The following is a 17,775-nucleotide window of genomic DNA, read 5'->3' as shown; positions in this document are numbered from 1 at the left end:
CAAAATGTTCCGAAGCCTATGGCAATATCGCCATTTCATCGTCTCTTCTATCAGAGGAGATTTGAAAGGGCGTTTTGTGCGGTCACGCCTGGGCGGCCTGTGGTTCATCCTTCACCCTCTTGCGCAGGCGATCATCTTCTCCATCGTGCTTTCGGAAGTGCTCAAGGCGCGGCTTCCGGACACGGATAGTCCCGCAGCCTACCCAATCTACCTTCTGTCCGGCATGGCGGCATGGACGCTGTTCAGCGAAATTCTCACGCACAGCATGACCGTGTTCATCGAACAGGCGCCAGTGATGAAGAAGATTGTTTTTCCGCGCCTATGCCTGCCGATCATCGTCGGCGGCACCGCATTGATCAATCACCTTCTGCTGTTGGTCGCTCTTTTCATCATATTTATCTTCCTCGGGCATCTGCCGGGCCGCGCGTTGATCCTGTTGCCGGTCGGTATCATTCTGATCGCAGCAATCGGGTTTGGCCTCGGCGTCATCCTTGGTGTGATGAACGTGTTCATCCGCGACGTCGCGCAGGTCATGACAATCGTGCTGCAGCTCTGGTACTGGCTGACGCCAATTGTCTATCCGGCCAACGTCTTGCCGGAAAAATACTCCTTTTTGCTCAATCTCAACCCCATTGTGCCGTTGGCGGCGTTGTATCAGGACGCACTGCTGTTCAACCGCTGGCCAAGTCCAGAAAGCCTGATTGTGCCTGCGGTCTTGGGGCTGGTGAGCATGGGCTTTGCGATCGTGTTCTTTCGGCGCGCCAGCCCTGAACTCATCGACGGGCTATAGTTATGATCGTCCTATCCGTCAGTCACCTGTCGAAGCGCTATGCAAACTATGTAAGCAACCTTGTAAGGTTTGCGGGCTGGTTTGGCGCGCCAGTCAAACCCACCGAGGAATTCTGGCCAGTCAGAGATATCTCGTTTTCCCTCTCGGCTGGGGAAGCGCTCGGGCTCATAGGGCAAAACGGCGCCGGCAAAAGCACTCTTCTAAAGCTGATCACGGGTACCGTGCGGCCGACCGAAGGTACGGCGCATGTCGGCGGGCGCATTAGCGCCATTCTCGAACTCGGGCTCGGTTTTAATCCCGAATTCACCGGGCGACAGAACGCCTTCCATTCCGGCGGGCTGATGGGCCTTTCACAGGCACGCCTGAACGAACTGATGCCGCATATCGAAGAATTCGCCGAGATCGGGGAGTTCTTCGATCAGCCGCTTCGAACCTATTCGAGCGGCATGCAGGCGCGCCTGGCCTTTGCCCTCGCCACCGCCGAACGGCCGGAGGTGCTGATCGTCGACGAGGTGCTTTCGGTTGGCGACAGCTATTTCCAGCACAAGAGCTTCGACCGGATCCGCAGTTTCAGGACTGCGGGCACGTCGATCATTCTTGTCACTCATAGCCTGGGCGACGTGAGAGCGCTTTGCGACAGGGTGATCCTGCTGGACAAGGGGCGTGTGCTGAAGGATGGGCAGCCCGACGAGGTGGTCGACTATTACAACGCCCTGATCGCGACCAAGGAGAACAAGAAGCTCGCCGTGGAGCAGCAGCGAAAGAAAGACGGCTGGGCGTTCACTAGGTCGGGAACATTTCAGGTCAGGGCATCGACACTGGAACTTCTCGATGCCGAGAGCCGAGAGTTGGTGAAGGTCGCGCAAATAGGACAGTCTCTGATGTTGAGGTTAGTCGCCAAAGCAGAGGCGGATGTTTCTCGCCTGGTGCTAGGCTACATGCTGCGCGACCGCACTGGCCACGTCATTTGGGGCACTAACACATGGCATACAGGCCAGGCCCTTCAGCATGTCAAAGAAGGCGAGGAGATTGAGTTCCAGCTGCCCTTCACCTGCACTTTGGGCCAAGGCTCATATTCCTTCTCGCTGTCTCTGGCCAGTTCGGACACACATCTGGAGAATAACTACGAGTGGCAGGACAACGCATTAGTTTTCGACGTGATAAACGCAACCCATCCGTTTTTCACAGGAACGTCTGCGCTTGACGCAAGGTTCGTTATACGGGGGATTGCGGTTTGAATGAGCTCGAACGAGCCATAATGACGAGCAGTTGCGCCGACTGCGCTGGCATCGCGAAGGTACGGGAAGCAGGGCGCATCCGGGACACGCCGACCGGCCCTATTCAGGTCATGCATAACGGCTTACGGATGAAGGCGGGCGGATATCATGGTGACTGGATGGCACAGATCATCCGCGCGCTACGGGGCCATCACGAGCCGCAGGAAGAGCTGGTTTTCCATCATATTCTACGCTACGTCCGCCACAATTCCCTGATCGTAGAGCTAGGCTCGTTCTGGTGCTACTATACTCTGTGGTACTTACATGAAATTGCCAATGCATCGGCAATCTGCATTGAGCCGGATCCAAAGAATCTTCAACTAGGCAAGAACAATGCGAGCCTGAACCGGCTCGAAAGTCGCATCAGTTTTCACAATGGCTGTGTCGGCGGCGAGAGCCTCGAAGGCCTTGAATTACGTTGTGAGTCGGACGGACTAGTTCGGACGGTGCCTTGTTTCGATATGGCTGCGGTATCCCAGTTGGCGAATAGGAATATCGAGATCCTGCACATGGACGTGCAGGGAGCAGAGCTGCCCTTCATTCGCTCAATGGCAGCAGCGGTAGAAGGCAGGCAGGTGCGGTTTGTGGTCGTGTCGACGCACCATAGCAGCATTTCCGGCTCACGAACGACGCATGCGGATTGCAGGGATGCGCTGCTGGATTTTGGTGCCGTCATCCTGGCCGAGCATGACGTGCAGCAATCCTACAGCGGTGATGGACTAATTGCGGCGAGTTTCTTTCCTGAGGACCGGCGCATCGAACTTCCGCCGGTGTCGCTAAATAAAGCCTCTCTTTCGTTGTTTCCTGAACGCTGATGTTTACCTCCTACGCACAAAATTTCGAAGACGTCATACTGTGGCGTGCCTTAAAGTCGGTTGAGCGCGGGTTTTACATCGACATCGGGGCCCAGGATCCGGTCCAGGATTCCGTGAGTCTCTCCTTTTATGAGCAAGGCTGGCGCGGGGTACACGTTGAGCCTGTCGCCGCGTATGCCGCCAAGATACGTGCAGCGCGACCGGACGAAGAGGTGATCGAGGCAGCAATCGGTACGGATACAGGTCACCTGACTTTCCATGAATTTCCGGGAACGGGCCTCAGCACCGGGGACGTTGCCATTGCTAAGCAGCATGTCGAAGCTGGATTCGAGATGAAAGAGCGACTAGTACCGCTCGTCAGCCTTCAGAACCTCTTGGACCGGCACGCCGAGAGGGTGGTTCACTGGCTCAAAATCGATGTCGAGGGCATGGAATCTGTGGTCATTGAAAGCTGGGGGGCTTCCGCGGTGCGCCCTTGGATTGTCGTGGTGGAAAGCACCTTGCCGCTTTCGAGGGAAAGGAGTCATGCGGAATGGCAACCTCATCTCAAAGGGTTGGGCTATGATTTCGTCTATTTCGACGGTTTGAATCGCTTCTACGTCAGCGAAGGACATCCAGAGCTGAAAGGTTCATTCGGACCAGGGCCGAACCATTTCGATCAGTTCGTTTTTCCGGCTTCTAGCACATCCGACATGCTCGCTCCGATGCGGCAGGAATTGGCTATTAAAGAAGCTTACGTCGAGGAGCGTGATGCCGAAATTGCTCGCCTCCACCAACATATAGTTGACGCTGATGCCACAGCCGCGAAGCAGTTGGCTGATAGAGAATCGGCTATTGAGGAGCGGGATACTGAAATATCTCGCTTGGTCTCTAATGCATTGGAAAATAGCCGTACTATATTAAATTTGAAACGGGAGTTATCGGCAGAAGAATTGCGCACTCACGAATGGTGGCTAAAATCCGAAACTCTACAGAAGCAAATCGAAGAGATTTATCAAAGCAGATCGTGGAAACTGATGGGCCCCTATCGGCGAACGGGTAGGATGTTTAAGCGCGGTTTTTCTGATTTTACTTTGCGTTCCTTGAAATCGAAGAGAAATTCTCTTGCTATTTTTGCGATCCGATTTGTTATCAAACGACCCAGATTAAAGGCGTTTTTATCTGAACAGCTAAGACGCTACCCACCTTTGTTTAATCTCTTTCGCGATTTCAGTATAGCCAAGATTGTCTCGGATAATCACTCACGTATTAAATTTTCCGGAGGTTCGAATTCTTCTAAATCCTATTTGCATAGATCTCGACACAACCTTGATGTCGATGAACGGATATTAAGATCCTCTGATGCCAACAGAATTTTTCTTGACCTTGAGCAATCTTTAGAGAGAAGAAGAGAAATCTAATGCGAATTGCTCTAGACCTACAGGGGGCGCAAACTGAAAGCCGATTTCGTGGGATTGGCCGTTATACCATTTCGCTCGCAGAAGCGATCTATCGAAACCGTGGCCATCATGAGGTATGCTTTATCCTAAATGGAAACATGCCGGACTCGCTTGATTTTGTATTTGATTCTCTAGGCAATGTGGCGCCGCATCATTCCTTTCACGTTTGGAACGGCGCTAATCGCCGCCTCGGTGACGACTGGTATGATGTCGGCTGGCGGAAGTCAGCCAACGAAAAGATTTTCGAAGCCTTCACCGAGTCGCTTCACGCGGATGTCGTCCACATAAGCAGCTTGTTCGAAGGATTCAGCGATCATTCTGCTTCAAGCATTCGTCAACTTCCGGGATCATCTCTGATAGCTACCACTCTGTATGACTTGATCCCCTATATTTACAGAGATATGTATCTCCCCTCCGGTTCGCCATCGGAGAAATTCTATTTCGAAAAGATTGATTATCTAAAAAGATCAGACATCTGTTTGGCGATATCCCAGTATACGGCCGAAGAAGCTGTTTCACTTCTTTCTCTGGACAGGGATAGGGTATTTAATATGTCTGGATCTACCTCTGATGAATTTAAACAGATCATCCAGCTTGATAAAGATGAAGCGACCAGAAGATTCTCCCTGAATCGAGAACTGGTGTTATATACCGGCGGCATTGATTTTCGTAAAAATATAGACCGTTTGCTTGGTGCGTTTTCTGCTCTTCCGCTTGATATTCGTCGTCAGCATATTTTGGGAATTGCTGGCAAGGTAGGGGAAATCCCTGCGATTCAGTTAAAGGCCAAAGCTTACTCCTTGGGCTTAACCGACGAGGATTTCCGACTCTTTGGATATGTGAGCGACCGGCATCTTGTGGAGCTTTACAATATTTGCCGACTCTTTGTGTTTCCGTCTTGGCACGAGGGCTTCGGCCTGCCCGTCTTAGAGGCGATGAAATGCGGTGCACCAACCATCGCTGCGGGAACAACCAGTATTCCGGAAGTGATCGGTTGGGATGAGGCACTTTTTGACCCAATGGACGAGCGGTCCATTTCCGCCAAGATGCTCGCCGCTCTCACTGACGATGGGTTTCGCGCGGAGCTGTCGCGACGGGGATTGGATCGGGCACATCAATTTTCCTGGGATCAGTCTGCGGGAAAAGCGATCAGGGCATTCGAGAGCGTATTGAGCCATTCAGACCGAGCCGTTGGGAGGGCTGGGACTGGCGCCGGATATCGGGCTTTGATCGACTCTATCGCTTCAGTCGACGGAGCTACAGACGACGACCTTCTGCGTACGGCAGAAGCTATAGAGAACAGTTTCCGAGATACAAAAAAGTCTCAAGCATCTCTCGATCTGTCGAAAGAGCTAAAGTGGCGTGTCGAAGGACCGTTCGACAGCAGCTACAGTTTGGCGCTGCTCAATCGAGAAACAGCGCGCGCGCTATCAGATCTAGGCCACGACGTTGCGTTGTTCTCGACAGAGGGGCCCGGCGACTTTCTACCAAATCGAGATTATCTAAGGCAGAACCCGGACCTTGATGCGATGTGGATTCGATCGCAAGAACTCGGCCAACGCGATGCCGACGTAACCAGTCGAATCCTCTATCCGCCACGTGTCGACGACATGGCAAGTCCGACCAACATGCTTCACCACTATGCCTGGGAGGAATCCGGCTTCCCTCTAGAATGGGCGGGAGAGTTCAACAAGCATTTGCAGGCGATCACCTGTCTGTCGCCTCATGTGGAAAAAATTCTAATCGACCACGGCGTCACCGTACCATTGTCGGTTTCCGGGTGCGGCATTGACCATTGGGACCGCATAGTCGCGGATTCGGCATTTCGGTTGTCACAGACAGGCTTCAAGTTTCTACACGTTTCATCTTGCTTTCCTCGAAAAGGCGCAGATCTGTTGTTGAATGCCTACGGGAGAGCTTTTTCGTCTCGTGACGACGTTCTCCTAATCATAAAGACGTTCCCAAATCCGCATAATGAGATTGATCGCTGGCTTAGAGAGGCGATCGGCCATCGCGGTGATTTCCCGAGAGTTGAGATAATCATGGAGGATTTTGATAGTTCACGCTTGAAAGCGCTGTATGAAGCTTGCGACGTTCTGGTTGCTCCAAGTCGTGCCGAAGGGTTTGGGCTTCCAATGGCTGAGGCGATGATGTCGGGGCTCCCTGTGATTACGACAGGTTGGGGAGGACAACTTGATTTTTGCAAACCTGAAATAGCATGGTTGGTGGACTATCAATTCGAACGAACACAAACCCATTTTGGCTTGAGTGATTCCGTCTGGGCCACCGCGGATGTCGGACATTTGGCGGCTACGATGCGTGACGTCTTCGAACTTCCGAAGCAGGAATTGAAGCGACGCGCGGCCCTCGGCCGGAAAGAACTCCTTCGCGAATTTCGATGGACAGGGGTGGCTCAGCGGCTCGTAAAAGCTGCAAGGCGATCCTTAATCAAGGTTGAAGAAGAATCATCAGTCGGCTGGATGTCGACCTGGAAAGCGACCTGCGGCATTGCAACGTACTCAGAGCATACGCTGGCGGAATTTTCGAAAATGCCGGTTATCTTTTGCACCCACGAAACCCCTGCCAATTTTCAAAATGAAAAGGTAATCAGCTGCTGGTCTCAAAGCGGCGAATTAAGAAGCGCTTCGCAGATAATTCATGATAATCCCGTAGATGTTTTGGTTATCCAATTTAATTATAGCTTCTTTGACTTCGGTGAATTTAACCGATTTTTAAAGATACAAATAGGAAGGGGGATTACTGTGGTTTTGATGCTTCATTCGACGCAGGATCCTCCCTCTTTGCCGGACAGGAGACTAAGAGACATTGCCAAGGCTCTGTCATGCTGCCACAGAATTCTTGTTCACTCCATAGCAGATATGAATCGCCTGAAGGACATTGGATTGGTCGACAATGTCACTTTGTTCCCGCATGGGTTGATCGAGAGTTCTGTAGCATCTCAGGAAAATTCGGTAGCACCTCGAGAAGCGGCACGCGGCGATGCCAAAGGGCCTTATCTCCTCGCCTCATATGGATTTTTTCTACCTCATAAAGGGCTTCATACCCTTATCCGAGCTGTAGGCCTGCTTCGGAAAAATGGCGTTGATGTGAAGTTGCGCATGGTAAATGCTGAGTATAATGTTGCCCATTCAAGGCTACTTATACAAAGAGCTCGTGAATTGATCGCCGATTTAGGGCTGGATCAGCATGTAGAACTTCATACCGATTTCCTGGACGATCAAGAAAGCTTCGCACTTTTGACTGAGGCGGATCTAATTGTCTTCCCATACGAAGACACCGGCGAGTCCGCAAGCGGTGCCGTTCGTTATGGAATTGCGGCTAAGCGACCTGTGGCTGTTACTCCGCTTCCGATTTTCGATGACGTTCGTGAAGCGGTATTTGAATTGCCGGGTCAAGATCCAGACTCGATTTCTATCGGGATTCAAAACTTTCTTGCCGAGCTTTCTATGAATTCTGAGTTGGCCAGACGAAAGGCCAGCGATGCGGAGCGCTGGCGCACAGCGCATCAACAAAAACGACTGTCTGCTCGACTGGAGCTAATGCTCAAGGCGCTCCATATCAAGCACCATCACCACAGCTGGTTTGCTTCGTGAACCAGATTGACCAGGTCAACGAAGCCTGACACTTGTGTGGGAAGGATGAAGTTTGTTTGCTATCAAGGCCGAGATGTGCGAATTCGCCCACAGGGGTCTCGGGTATGAACCGTGACATTTCAGAGGCAGCGGCTGGCAAACCCATTGGCTGTCGCTTCGGCTGGCCGCTGCTATTACGCTACTTGGGAGGATCATCCATCTTGATGTGGAAAAAAATGCAATCTCCTGCACCTGCCGACTTCTTCCAGAAGGGCTTTCATGAAGTAGAGGGTTGGGTTCATGAGCGGATGCGCGACGTCCTTGAGCTCATTGCTGAAGTTCATGAAAGGCTTTCCGTTAGGGGATGCCATGTAGAGATAGGCGTTCACCACGGGCGCTTTTTCATTCCCTGCCATAACGTCATGCAGCCGGGTGAGCCATCCATCGCAATCGACATTTTTGAAGACCAGCACCAAAACATTGATCGTTCCGGAAACGGAAACCGGGAGACCTTCTCGGAAAACGTCAAAAAATATTGCCACCGACCATCAGAAGTACACGCTATAAAAATGAATAGTCTCCAGCTCGACGGTGCTACTTTAGTCGAGATGGCCGGAAAGTTCGGCAACGCTAGGTTGTTCAGCATAGACGGATCACATACTGTTGATAATACTTTCCACGACATCAAAACAGCGATGGCGATGATTGAATACGCGGGCGTTATTTTCGTTGACGACTATTACAGCCCACATTGGCCAGGGGTCCATGAGGCTGTGGGCTTGCATTTCGCTTTCAGTCGCCCTAAGGTTGCACCGTTCTTGGTCGGGTTCAACAAGATGATGCTAACCACCGTCGATGCACACCACGCCTTCTATGAAGCTGCTCGCGAGAAATTTTCTGCAGATCCCTCGTTCAAGGAAGTGGCGATGTATGGACATCAAGTGGTAGCCATTTGAGTGTTTTGTGCGATATCGGCGCGCATGTGTTGCCGTGGACATCTCCTACATGGGAACTTTCAAGGTCGGCCCGTCCAGTGGACTTTGACCGGGCTGCTTTAACCGCCAAGACTTAAGATGCCAGTCCGTTCTCCGAGATTGCCCTTCCGGAAAGCCAGGGGCCGATCAAGATCGACGCCGCCGACCGGCCGCGCTACACTTCCGCAGAACAATGGTGAACGAGTGCACTGAAGGGCCATCGTTCGGAACCACGTGTCTACTCCTTCCGAGTTGGCAGGACGTATGGTAGGGCTGCTCGCAATGCCTTCGTCGGCTGATCATCTTTCAAGTGCTTGACTTGCACAGGTGTCCGGAATCCCTTGCTTATGCGTTTCCTGAGAAGACATTGAAAATCGGGATCGACGCCAGGAATCTCGGATCGGCCACCGATGGGATTGGCAGATTCGTGCACAATTCGGTCAAAACGCTGGTGGCGCTCGGCGCCGATGTGTTTGTCTATGCGCCGAGCAAGATCAATGCGAGTTATGGTATTCCGCCTGGCGTTTCCGTCCAGGTCGCCAACCTCAATGGTCCCTACGCGAGGGTGTTCTGGGGACAGGCAGTCCTGCCCTCCTGGGCTTTGCGCGATCGGGTGGATATCGTGTGGGGGCCATCTCATCGCCTGCCCTTCATTCTGAACGGCGGGATTGGACGGGTGGTGACCGTCCACGACCTCGTCTGGCTGTACGCCGCACAGACCATGCGGACCCGAACCTGGCTGGGCGACCGCTTGATGATGAAGCCCGCGCTGAAATCCGCTGATGTCGTGGTCGCGGATTCGACAGCAACGGCCACCGCCCTGGCCGCCGAGTTCCCCTGGCTGAAATCGCCGATCAAGACGGTCGCACCCGGCACAACCGCGCTGCCGGCTCCGCGCGATTTTTCGAGTTTGGCGCCCCTCGGCATTACCAAGCCCTACGCGCTTTTTGTCGGCACGCTCGAGCCCCGCAAGAACCTCGGCAATCTGATCAAGGCCTATAGCCTGCTGCCCGCCGGCGCCCGCTCCACCTGCGACCTTGTCATCGTCGGCGGCAAAGGATGGAAACAGACGCGCCTAGCCGAGCTGGTGCGCAGAGATGGACTCGAGACTAACATCAAGTTTGCCGGCTTTGTCGACGACCGCGTACTCGCCACGCTCTATGCAAATTGCCTGTTCCTGGCAATGCCGTCGCTCTATGAAGGTTTCGGCTTTCCGATCATCGAGGCACAATCTTTCGGCAAACCGGTGCTGACGTCGAACACCTCGTCGATGCCTGAAGTGGCGGGAAACAATGCTGTGCTCGTCGACCCGGAAGAGCCGGCGGCAATCGCCGCTGCATTCAGTCGCCTCTGTACCGATGTGGAATTCCGGAACGGCATCGCCGCGGATGCGAAGAAGAATGCCGGGCGCTTCACCTGGGAGAACCACGCCAAGGGCATGCTGCAGATCTTTGAGCAGGCCATCGAGCAAAGACGGAAGACCCGCGTTTGAAAGTCCTGCACTTCTTCAAGACATACTGGCCGGATACGTTTGGCGGCGTGGAGCGGACGATCCATGCCATCGCGCAAAGCACGGCCCGCCACGGCATCGAAACCGAAGTGCTTTCATTGAGCCGAAGCCCTGGCGAGAACACACGGGCTTTCGATGGGCATATGGCCCGCAAGGCCAAACTGGATTTCGAACTGGCATCGACCGGTTTTTCACGCGAGGTCTTTCGGGAATTCGCAACGCTCGCCAAAAATGCCGACTTGATACATTGCCATTTTCCATGGCCGTTCATGGACATCGTGCATTTTCACGTCCGTCACGGCAAACCGACGGTCGTCACTTACCATTCCGATATCGTCAAACAGAAACTTATCCTGCCACTTTATCGACCGCTGATGCTGCGCTTCCTGAAGGACGTCGATGCTGTCGTCGCGACATCTCCGGACTATTGGAGATCGAGCCCCATTCTCAGAACCTTGAAGGGCAAATCGAAGATCATTCCCATCGGCATAGATGAAACGGCTTATCCCACGCCGACCGAAGCCGACAACAGCTGGTGCCAAGCGGCAGGGGCGGAGCCTTTCGTGCTATTCGTCGGCGTCTTGCGCTATTACAAGGGGCTGGACGTGTTGATTGAGGCAGCCGACAGGATCAGGTGCAAGATCGTTATTGCCGGGTCGGGGCCCATCGAACAGAGCCTCAAGCTTCAGGCCAAGAGGCTGGGCCGCAAGAATGTGATGTTTCTCGGTGAGGTCACGGAGCAGCATAAGATGGCTCTGCTGCGCAACTGCCTCGGCTTTGTTTTTCCGTCTAACCAGAGGTCGGAAGCCTACGGGCTTTCACTGGTGGAGGCTGCCATGTGCGGCAAACCGATGATTTCGTGCGAAATTGGGACGGGAACAAGTTATGTGAACAAAGCCGGCGAGACGGGGCTAGTCGTTCCGCCTTCAAATCCAGCACGCCTGGCCGAAGCCATCAACCGGATCGTCGATTCGCCCGTCGAAGCAGCGAGTTGGGGGCAAGCTGCCCGTGATCGCTACATCAGGCTCTTTACAGCCGAGAGGATGGGAAAGGCTTATGCCGATCTCTACCGCCAGCTCGATAGTGGCCGCCGCTGAAGCGGCTTTGCGCCGCGACAACCCTCCACTGGCCGCTGCTTGGTCATGCAGTTAGGGACCGTTGGAGACCCCGCTTACGAGACGATGGACCACTTCTCGCGCCGACTTCTGCCAGTCCGGCGCCGTCCATCCGAATGCTGCGCCAAATTTCGCGCTCGATAGCCGCGAGTTGACAGGGCGGCGCGCCCTGGTTGGGTAATCCATCGTCGTGATATCCCGTACCCGCGCCCAAGGACCACCAAACTTCAGGCTTGTGTCGAGGATGTGGCGGGCAAAGCCGCTCCAGCTGGTCTCGCCACTGCCGGCCAAATGATAAGTGCCGAACCGGGCGAAGCTCTTGTCGCCATGCAGCACCGCAGCCGCATGCAGGATCGCGTCGGCGATATCAAGCGCCGATGTCGGGTTTCCCCATTGATCCGATACCACCGATATCTCGTCGCGGTCGGCGGCGAGCCGCAGCATGGTCTTGACGAAATTCTTGCCGAACGGACTGTAGACCCAGGCGGTGCGCAGGATCAGGTGGCGCGGATTGGCGGCGGCCACCGCCTGTTCGCCGGCAAGCTTGGAGGCGCCATAGACGCCGAGCGGCGCCGTCGGATCCGTATCGACATAGGCGCCGGCCTTACTGCCGTCGAAGACATAGTCGGTCGAAAGATGGATGACAGGAACGCCGAGCCGCGCCGCGGTCTCCGCCACCTTGCCGGGTCCGGTCGCGTTGACCGCAAAGGCCAGATCGGGCTCGTCCTCGGCCTGGTCGACGGCCGTGTAGGCGGCGGCCGACACGACGATATCGGGCTTGGCACCCGCGATGACGTCGATGATGCTGTCGGGCCGTGCCAGGTCAAGCTCCGGGCGGCCGATGGCGGCGACCTCCACGCCCGCGCGCGCCTGGCCGGCCGCGAGCAAGCTTGCCGCGACCTGGCCGTCGCGTCCGGTGACGAGGAGCCTCACGCGCCCACCTTGCGGGCTTCGCCCAGTCTCTCGCCGGCATAGCGCTGTTCGCGGATCGGCCCCCACCACCATTCATTGTCGAGGAACCAGTCCACGGTCCTGGCCAGGCCGCTGTCGAAATTCTCCCTGGGCGTCCAGCCGAGCTCGCGGCCTATCTTGGTGGCGTCGATGGCGTAGCGGCGGTCGTGGCCGGGACGGTCGGTGACGAAGGAGATCAGCTCGCGATAGCGCCTGCCGCGGGCGCGAGGACGCCTGGCGTCAAGCAGATCGCAGATCGTCTCGACGACGGCAAGGTTGGTGCGTTCCGAATTGCCGCCGACATTGTAGCTCTCGCCCGGATGCCCTTTCGTGGCGACGAGCTCCAAGGCGCGCGCGTGATCCTCGACGAACAGCCAGTCGCGCACATTGGCGCCGGCGCCATAGACCGGCAGCGGCTTTTCGTCGAGCGCGTTGAGGATGACGAGCGGGATCAGCTTCTCGGGAAAATGATAGGGGCCGTAATTGTTCGAACAGTTGGAAAGCACGACAGGCAGGCCGTAGGTCTCGTGCCAGGCGCGCACCAGATGGTCCGAGGCCGCCTTCGAGGCGGAATAGGGCGAAGACGGCGCGTAGGGCGTCTCCTCGACGAACATGCCGCCTTCGAAAGGCAGGTCGCCGAACACCTCGTCGGTGGAGACGTGATGGAAGCGGAAGCGGCTTTTCCTGTCGTCGGACAGGCTACGCCAGTATTCCAGCGCGGCGTTAAGGATCTTGTAGGTGCCGACGATGTTGGTCTCGATGAAGGCGCCCGGTCCGTCGATCGAGCGGTCGACATGGCTTTCGGCGGCCAGGTTCATGACGATATCGATGTCGTGCCGGCGCAGAAGGTCGAGCACCGCCCTCTCGTCACAGATGTCGGCCTGAGCGAAGCTGTAATTATGGGCGTTCTCGATCGGCCGCAGCGACGCCAGATTGCCCGCATAGGTCAGCTTGTCGAGATTGGTCACCCGGTATGCCGGGTTGGCGCACAAATGCCTGCATACCGCCGAGCCGATGAAGCCGGCACCGCCCGTCACCAGAAAATTCATACCCCGGTCCTCACGCAAACACCCATCAGGCGAATACCTCGGCGACGGCGAGCAGCGGCGCCTTCAGGTCCTTGTCAGAAAGCTGGAAGCCGCCGGCCAGCGACGGCCACTCGATGCCGATGGCAGGATCGTCGAAACGGATCGACCGATCATGCTCGGGCGAATAGGTGTCGGTCACCTTGTACAGCACCTCGGTGTCGGGCACGAGCGTGACGAAGGCGTGCGCGAAGCCGTTTGGCACCAGGATCTGGTTGCCTTTTTGCGCCGACACTTCGAGGGCGGCCCATTTTCCGAAGGTTTTCGAGGTGCGGCGGATATCGACCGCGACATCGAGAATGCTGCCGCGGATCACCCGCAGCAGCTTGTCCTGGGCACGCGGCGCTAGCTGGTAATGGAGCCCGCGCAGCACGCCCGCGGCGGCGGAATAGGAGTGGTTGTCCTGCACGAAAACCAGGTCGATGCCGGCCCGCGAAAAGCGCTCGGCATTGTAGGTTTCCATGAAGAAACCGCGCGCGTCGCCATGTCGCTTCGGCACGATCTCCAGCACGCCGTCGAGGCCAAGGGGTCTCACCTCCAGCATCTACCCCTCCAACAGGTCGGCGACCCGCCGGCGCAGATAGCTGGCATACTCGTTCTTTCCCAGGCGAGCTGCACGATCCAGCACCATGTCCGCCGTCAGCCAGCCCTGCTCGAAGGCGATTTCCTCCGGACAAGCGACCTTGATGCCCTGGCGGTGTTCAATCGTGCGCACGAAGGAAGAAGCTTCATGCAGGCTATCATGCGTGCCGGTGTCGAGCCAGGCATAGCCGCGTCCCAACCGGTGAACATGAAGCTGGCCGCGCTCGAGATAGATATTGTTGACCGCCGTGATCTCGATCTCGCCCCGCGCCGAAGGGCGGATGGTCGGGGCGATGTCGACGACGTCATTGTCGTAGAAATAAAGACCCGTGACGGCCCAGTTGGACTTCGGGCTTTGTGGCTTTTCCTCGATCGTCAGCGCGGTCCCGGTCGCCTTGTCGAAGGACACCACGCCATAGCGTTCGGGATCCTCGACATGGTAGGCGAACACCGAAGCGCCTGTCTGGCGCGATGCAGCGGCGCGGCAAAGCTGCGACAGCCCGTCGCCAAAATAGATGTTGTCGCCCAGGATCATCGACACGCTGTCCTTGCCGATGAAATCGCGGCCGATGATGAAGGCTTCCGCGAGGCCATTGGGCTGAGGCTGCTCAGCGTAAGACAGCGCCAGCCCGAAGTCCGATCCGTCGCCGAGCAAGCCACGGAAAGCCGGCAGATCACGCGGCGTCGAAATGACCAGGATCTCTCTTATTCCCGCGAGCATTAAAACGCTCAGCGGATAATAGATCATCGGCTTGTCGTAGATGGGAAGAATTTGCTTAGAGACTGCTAATGTTAGTGGATAAAGACGCGTTCCACTGCCTCCAGCAAGGATAATTCCTTTCAAGAAGCTCTCCTCGACATGCCAAAGCCCCCCGGCCCTGAGTGCCTGTGCTTAGGTTTCATGCATTGGCTTGTCAATGCGGTACACAACAAACGCATTGCCCACGCACCGGCAATCGGCTGGCGCCTCCCGCTTCGGCCGAACCTACCCGGTCCTACGTGGCCGATGCCCTGACCGGAACAAGCAGATTGCCCTCATCACGGCGGCTGGCCTTACCCTGTTCATCCCTCAGGTCGAGCCGATCGGCAAAACCGCAGTGAAAGACAATACCGTTCAAACAGGCAAACGTCATCGCAAGGGCGGCGGTTCGCAGGGGATAATCGACGAGGGANTGAACGAGCAGAAAAGCTAGCGACAGAAAAGCCGCCTTCTGCAACGGCTCTCCGCGAATTACGGCGGACGATGCGGACAGCAGCACTGCATAGGCAACCATCAGCAAGATAACTGGCAAGCCGCCCTCCAACGCCAATTCCAGATAATCGTTGTGCGCATGATTGACATAAGACTTGAAGATCATGCTGCCTTTTTCATGGATCTGGTAAACCTTCTGAAAAGCACCAAATCCGACACCGGTGGTCCAATTCTGTTCAATTCCCTCAATCGTGGTCCGTGCGAATTCGGCTCGTCCGAAGGCCGGGTCGACCACTTTGGCATCGATCTTTGCCCACGCGCCGATCGTGTAGATCGAAAGACCGATGAAAACCGCGAGGATGCCATAACCACCAACCCTCGAACGCGCGGACAGGAAGACAACGGAGATGGCGGTGATCACCAGCCCGATCAAAATGCCAGCCCGCGAACCGGCGGCGAGAAGAAGCAGCAGGAGGGTTACCAGGCCGAGCGCTCCTGAAAGAAGATGGCCGCGGAACAAGCCATAATAAACCACGAACGGGATCGAGACGAAGAGCAAGGCCGAGAAATGGTTCTGGTTGGCAAAGAGACCCGCGTTGATGGTAAACGGCAGCAGTCCCTCAATGGCCACGGTATCGGAGAGCGAATACTGGATCGCCGCCGCCAGGCTGTTGCAGATCACCCCCATGAAAAAGAACGGCAGAAGACCGTAGACCTGCTCGGCGCGCAGGCGCAGGACGGCGAGGAAGAATACCGCGGCCGCGACAAAATAGAGCATGCACTCGACAGTGCGCCCCACTCCGACGCTGACGAAGCGCAGCCGGCTTCCGCCATCCAGCCATGGGTCCGCAAGCAGCACCCCGGGCCGCACCCCTTCGAGCAGGGTCGCTGGCAGCGGCACGACCTGAAAACAGAACACCGCAACCACGAGAGCAAGCAACCACAAGACGACGCGGGGAATTGCCTGTTGCGACGGCCTCGAGAGGATCGCCGCGGCGGAGATGAGCGCCGCAATCTCGATCAGCGTCTCGGTGTACAGACCGCTCGCGGTGCCGCCACCAATCAGCAGGGATAGAAAGAGCACCGAGCCAAGCAGATATTTGTCCCAGTGCGTGGGCTGTCGCGACCGTTCTCTCACGACGATACTCTTTCAATGCTCAATTTGTGCATGACCAACGTCCCGACATACCGAAACCGCCAACTCTGTGCGATCGCGTCCGTTTCCAGTCTCAGCAACTGCATCGGGCACGCCGCCGACTCAACCGCGAAGTCCAGGCTCAGGCTTCGCCTGTTGTAGGTGCCTTCCGGTATGTTGAAGCGCGCTATTTCGCGTGAGGGAGCGACGCACCTGAGAGACCAGAACAAATCCCTCGGCAGTTTGAGATTCGTGGCCGAAGCGTTCAGGGAAATCCTGTAGGAGCCAGGAGGAAGTTTGATAAATTGCTGAAGCGCCGCGTTCTTGACGGGCGTGTTCAGAAATCGAATCTTCGCTCCGCGGTCGCTTTCACCTGCATCCCGCGACCCGGCGAAGGTGATCTCCATACCCGACCGGTCGTGTATCACCCAGTCGAATGGTTTGCCGCTCTGGACCGGTTCGAAGCCGCCGTTGAAAATGTAGCCGCCCAGTTTCCGTTCCTCGTCGGACAGGCTGAAGAGAAAGAGCCGATAGGCCGGGTCATATTGCCTTTGCTTGATGTAGCCATCGATCACGGCCGACAATTCGTTGGACGTTGGAGGCGTCGAGGACCCCGCGAGATCGAGCAGCAGTTGGTTTGCGGCCGCCAAGCCCTGGTGGTTCTGGCCAAGGGTCGAAAAAAGCTTGCCCCGCCATGGCGCCTGCGCCCGGATGGCGGCGAGCACGGCCCCGTACCCGTCGGGATTGGCGAGAATGGCCGGCCAACCGACGGCCACGGTTGAAAATTGATCAGGCCACCGACGCAGCAAGATATCGATTTCGGCTACAGCCCTTACCAGGTTGCCCGTCTCGACGGAGCGATCGATGGATCTCTGCAATGCGTGTATTTCGGTCTTGGACAGCATTCGAGCCCGATCAAAGAGTTCGAACGCCTGGTCCTTCTCGCCCTGGCGATACTTGATCTCACCGATCAGGCTATAGAGGCGTGCATCCGCGACATTGAAACGAAGCGCATTTCGAGCCTTTACGGCCAATCCATCGAGGTCGGCACCGTCGTTCGTCTGGTTCAGTTTGCCGGCGATCTCGCCTATCAAAGCATCTACGTTCAACGGATCCAGCGCGAGAGAGACGCTTGNCACCGATCAGGCTATAGAGGCGTGCATCCGCGACATTGAAACGAAGCGCATTTCGAGCCTTTATGGCTAATCCATCGAGGTCGGCACCGTCGTTCGTCTGGTTCAGTTTGCCGGCGATCTCGCCTATCAAAGCATCTACGTTCAACGGATCCAGCGCGAGAGAGACGCTCGGCGTTCCAGT

Annotated in this window: 14 protein-coding genes; 8 read left to right on the top strand and 6 right to left on the bottom strand. The window is 56.1% G+C overall.

Annotation, left to right across the window (positions count from 1 at the left end; translation table 11 throughout):
- Window positions 1-4: 4 nt before the first annotated feature.
- The 8 genes from X742_RS159365 (at window position 5) to X742_RS159390 (ending at window position 11,495) form a co-directional block, all read left to right on the top strand.
- Window positions 5-790, top strand: a complete 786-nt coding sequence (locus tag X742_RS159365; protein WP_051407624.1) for an ABC transporter permease — start codon at window positions 5-7, stop codon at window positions 788-790.
- A gap of 2 nt (window positions 791-792) precedes the next feature.
- Entirely contained in the window at window positions 793-2,028 is a 1,236-nt protein-coding gene (locus X742_RS159370; protein WP_023771491.1) for an ABC transporter ATP-binding protein, read from the top strand.
- On the top strand, window positions 2,025-2,882 hold the full coding sequence (locus X742_RS159375; RefSeq protein ID WP_023771490.1) for an FkbM family methyltransferase: 858 nt from the start codon (window positions 2,025-2,027) through the stop codon (window positions 2,880-2,882). Before X742_RS159370 ends, X742_RS159375 begins: the two co-directional genes overlap by 4 nt.
- Complete coding sequence (locus X742_RS1000000171500) at window positions 2,882-4,282, top strand: FkbM family methyltransferase (protein WP_023771489.1); 1,401 nt, start codon at window positions 2,882-2,884, stop codon at window positions 4,280-4,282. Before X742_RS159375 ends, X742_RS1000000171500 begins: the two co-directional genes overlap by 1 nt.
- Entirely contained in the window at window positions 4,282-7,935 is a 3,654-nt protein-coding gene (locus tag X742_RS159380; RefSeq protein WP_023771488.1) for a glycosyltransferase, read from the top strand. The genes X742_RS1000000171500 and X742_RS159380 overlap by 1 nt, the downstream gene beginning before the upstream one ends.
- A gap of 104 nt (window positions 7,936-8,039) precedes the next feature.
- Window positions 8,040-8,870 (top strand): class I SAM-dependent methyltransferase, encoded by an 831-nt coding sequence (locus X742_RS0136515; RefSeq protein ID WP_156939369.1) that lies wholly within the window; start codon window positions 8,040-8,042, stop codon window positions 8,868-8,870.
- A gap of 328 nt (window positions 8,871-9,198) precedes the next feature.
- Entirely contained in the window at window positions 9,199-10,380 is a 1,182-nt protein-coding gene (locus X742_RS159385; protein WP_280800189.1) for a glycosyltransferase family 1 protein, read from the top strand.
- The gene (locus tag X742_RS159390) at window positions 10,377-11,495 is read left to right on the top strand and encodes a glycosyltransferase (protein ID WP_023771484.1); all 1,119 of its coding nucleotides are present in this window, start codon (window positions 10,377-10,379) and stop codon (window positions 11,493-11,495) included. Before X742_RS159385 ends, X742_RS159390 begins: the two co-directional genes overlap by 4 nt.
- 51 nt (window positions 11,496-11,546) lie before the next feature.
- Here the strand turns inward: X742_RS159390 and rfbD are convergent, their stop codons facing one another.
- The 6 genes from rfbD to X742_RS159420 form a co-directional block, all read right to left on the bottom strand.
- Window positions 11,547-12,446, bottom strand: coding sequence for a dTDP-4-dehydrorhamnose reductase (gene rfbD, locus X742_RS159395; RefSeq protein WP_023771483.1), 900 nt, complete (start codon window positions 12,444-12,446; stop codon window positions 11,547-11,549).
- Complete coding sequence (rfbB, locus tag X742_RS159400) at window positions 12,443-13,513, bottom strand: dTDP-glucose 4,6-dehydratase (protein WP_023771482.1); 1,071 nt, start codon at window positions 13,511-13,513, stop codon at window positions 12,443-12,445. Before rfbB ends, rfbD begins: the two co-directional genes overlap by 4 nt.
- A 25-nt stretch (window positions 13,514-13,538) precedes the next feature.
- On the bottom strand, window positions 13,539-14,093 hold the full coding sequence (rfbC, locus tag X742_RS159405) for a dTDP-4-dehydrorhamnose 3,5-epimerase (RefSeq protein ID WP_023771481.1): 555 nt from the start codon (window positions 14,091-14,093) through the stop codon (window positions 13,539-13,541).
- A complete protein-coding gene (gene rfbA, locus X742_RS159410; protein ID WP_023771480.1) occupies window positions 14,094-14,975 on the bottom strand; it encodes a glucose-1-phosphate thymidylyltransferase RfbA in 882 nt (293 codons plus the stop codon). It abuts the gene before it with no gap.
- 151 nt (window positions 14,976-15,126) lie between these two features.
- The gene (locus X742_RS159415; protein ID WP_023771479.1) at window positions 15,127-16,461 is read right to left on the bottom strand and encodes an O-antigen ligase family protein; all 1,335 of its coding nucleotides are present in this window, start codon (window positions 16,459-16,461) and stop codon (window positions 15,127-15,129) included.
- Complete coding sequence (locus tag X742_RS159420) at window positions 16,458-17,567, bottom strand: hypothetical protein (RefSeq protein WP_031247796.1); 1,110 nt, start codon at window positions 17,565-17,567, stop codon at window positions 16,458-16,460. Before X742_RS159420 ends, X742_RS159415 begins: the two co-directional genes overlap by 4 nt.
- Window positions 17,568-17,775: the final 208 nt, after the last annotated feature.

The organism is Mesorhizobium sp. LNHC229A00, from assembly GCF_000502415.1.
Lineage (GTDB): Bacteria > Pseudomonadota > Alphaproteobacteria > Rhizobiales > Rhizobiaceae > Mesorhizobium.
The sequence above is the reverse complement of the archived record's forward strand: the minus strand, read 5'-3'. Positions and strand labels throughout refer to the sequence as shown.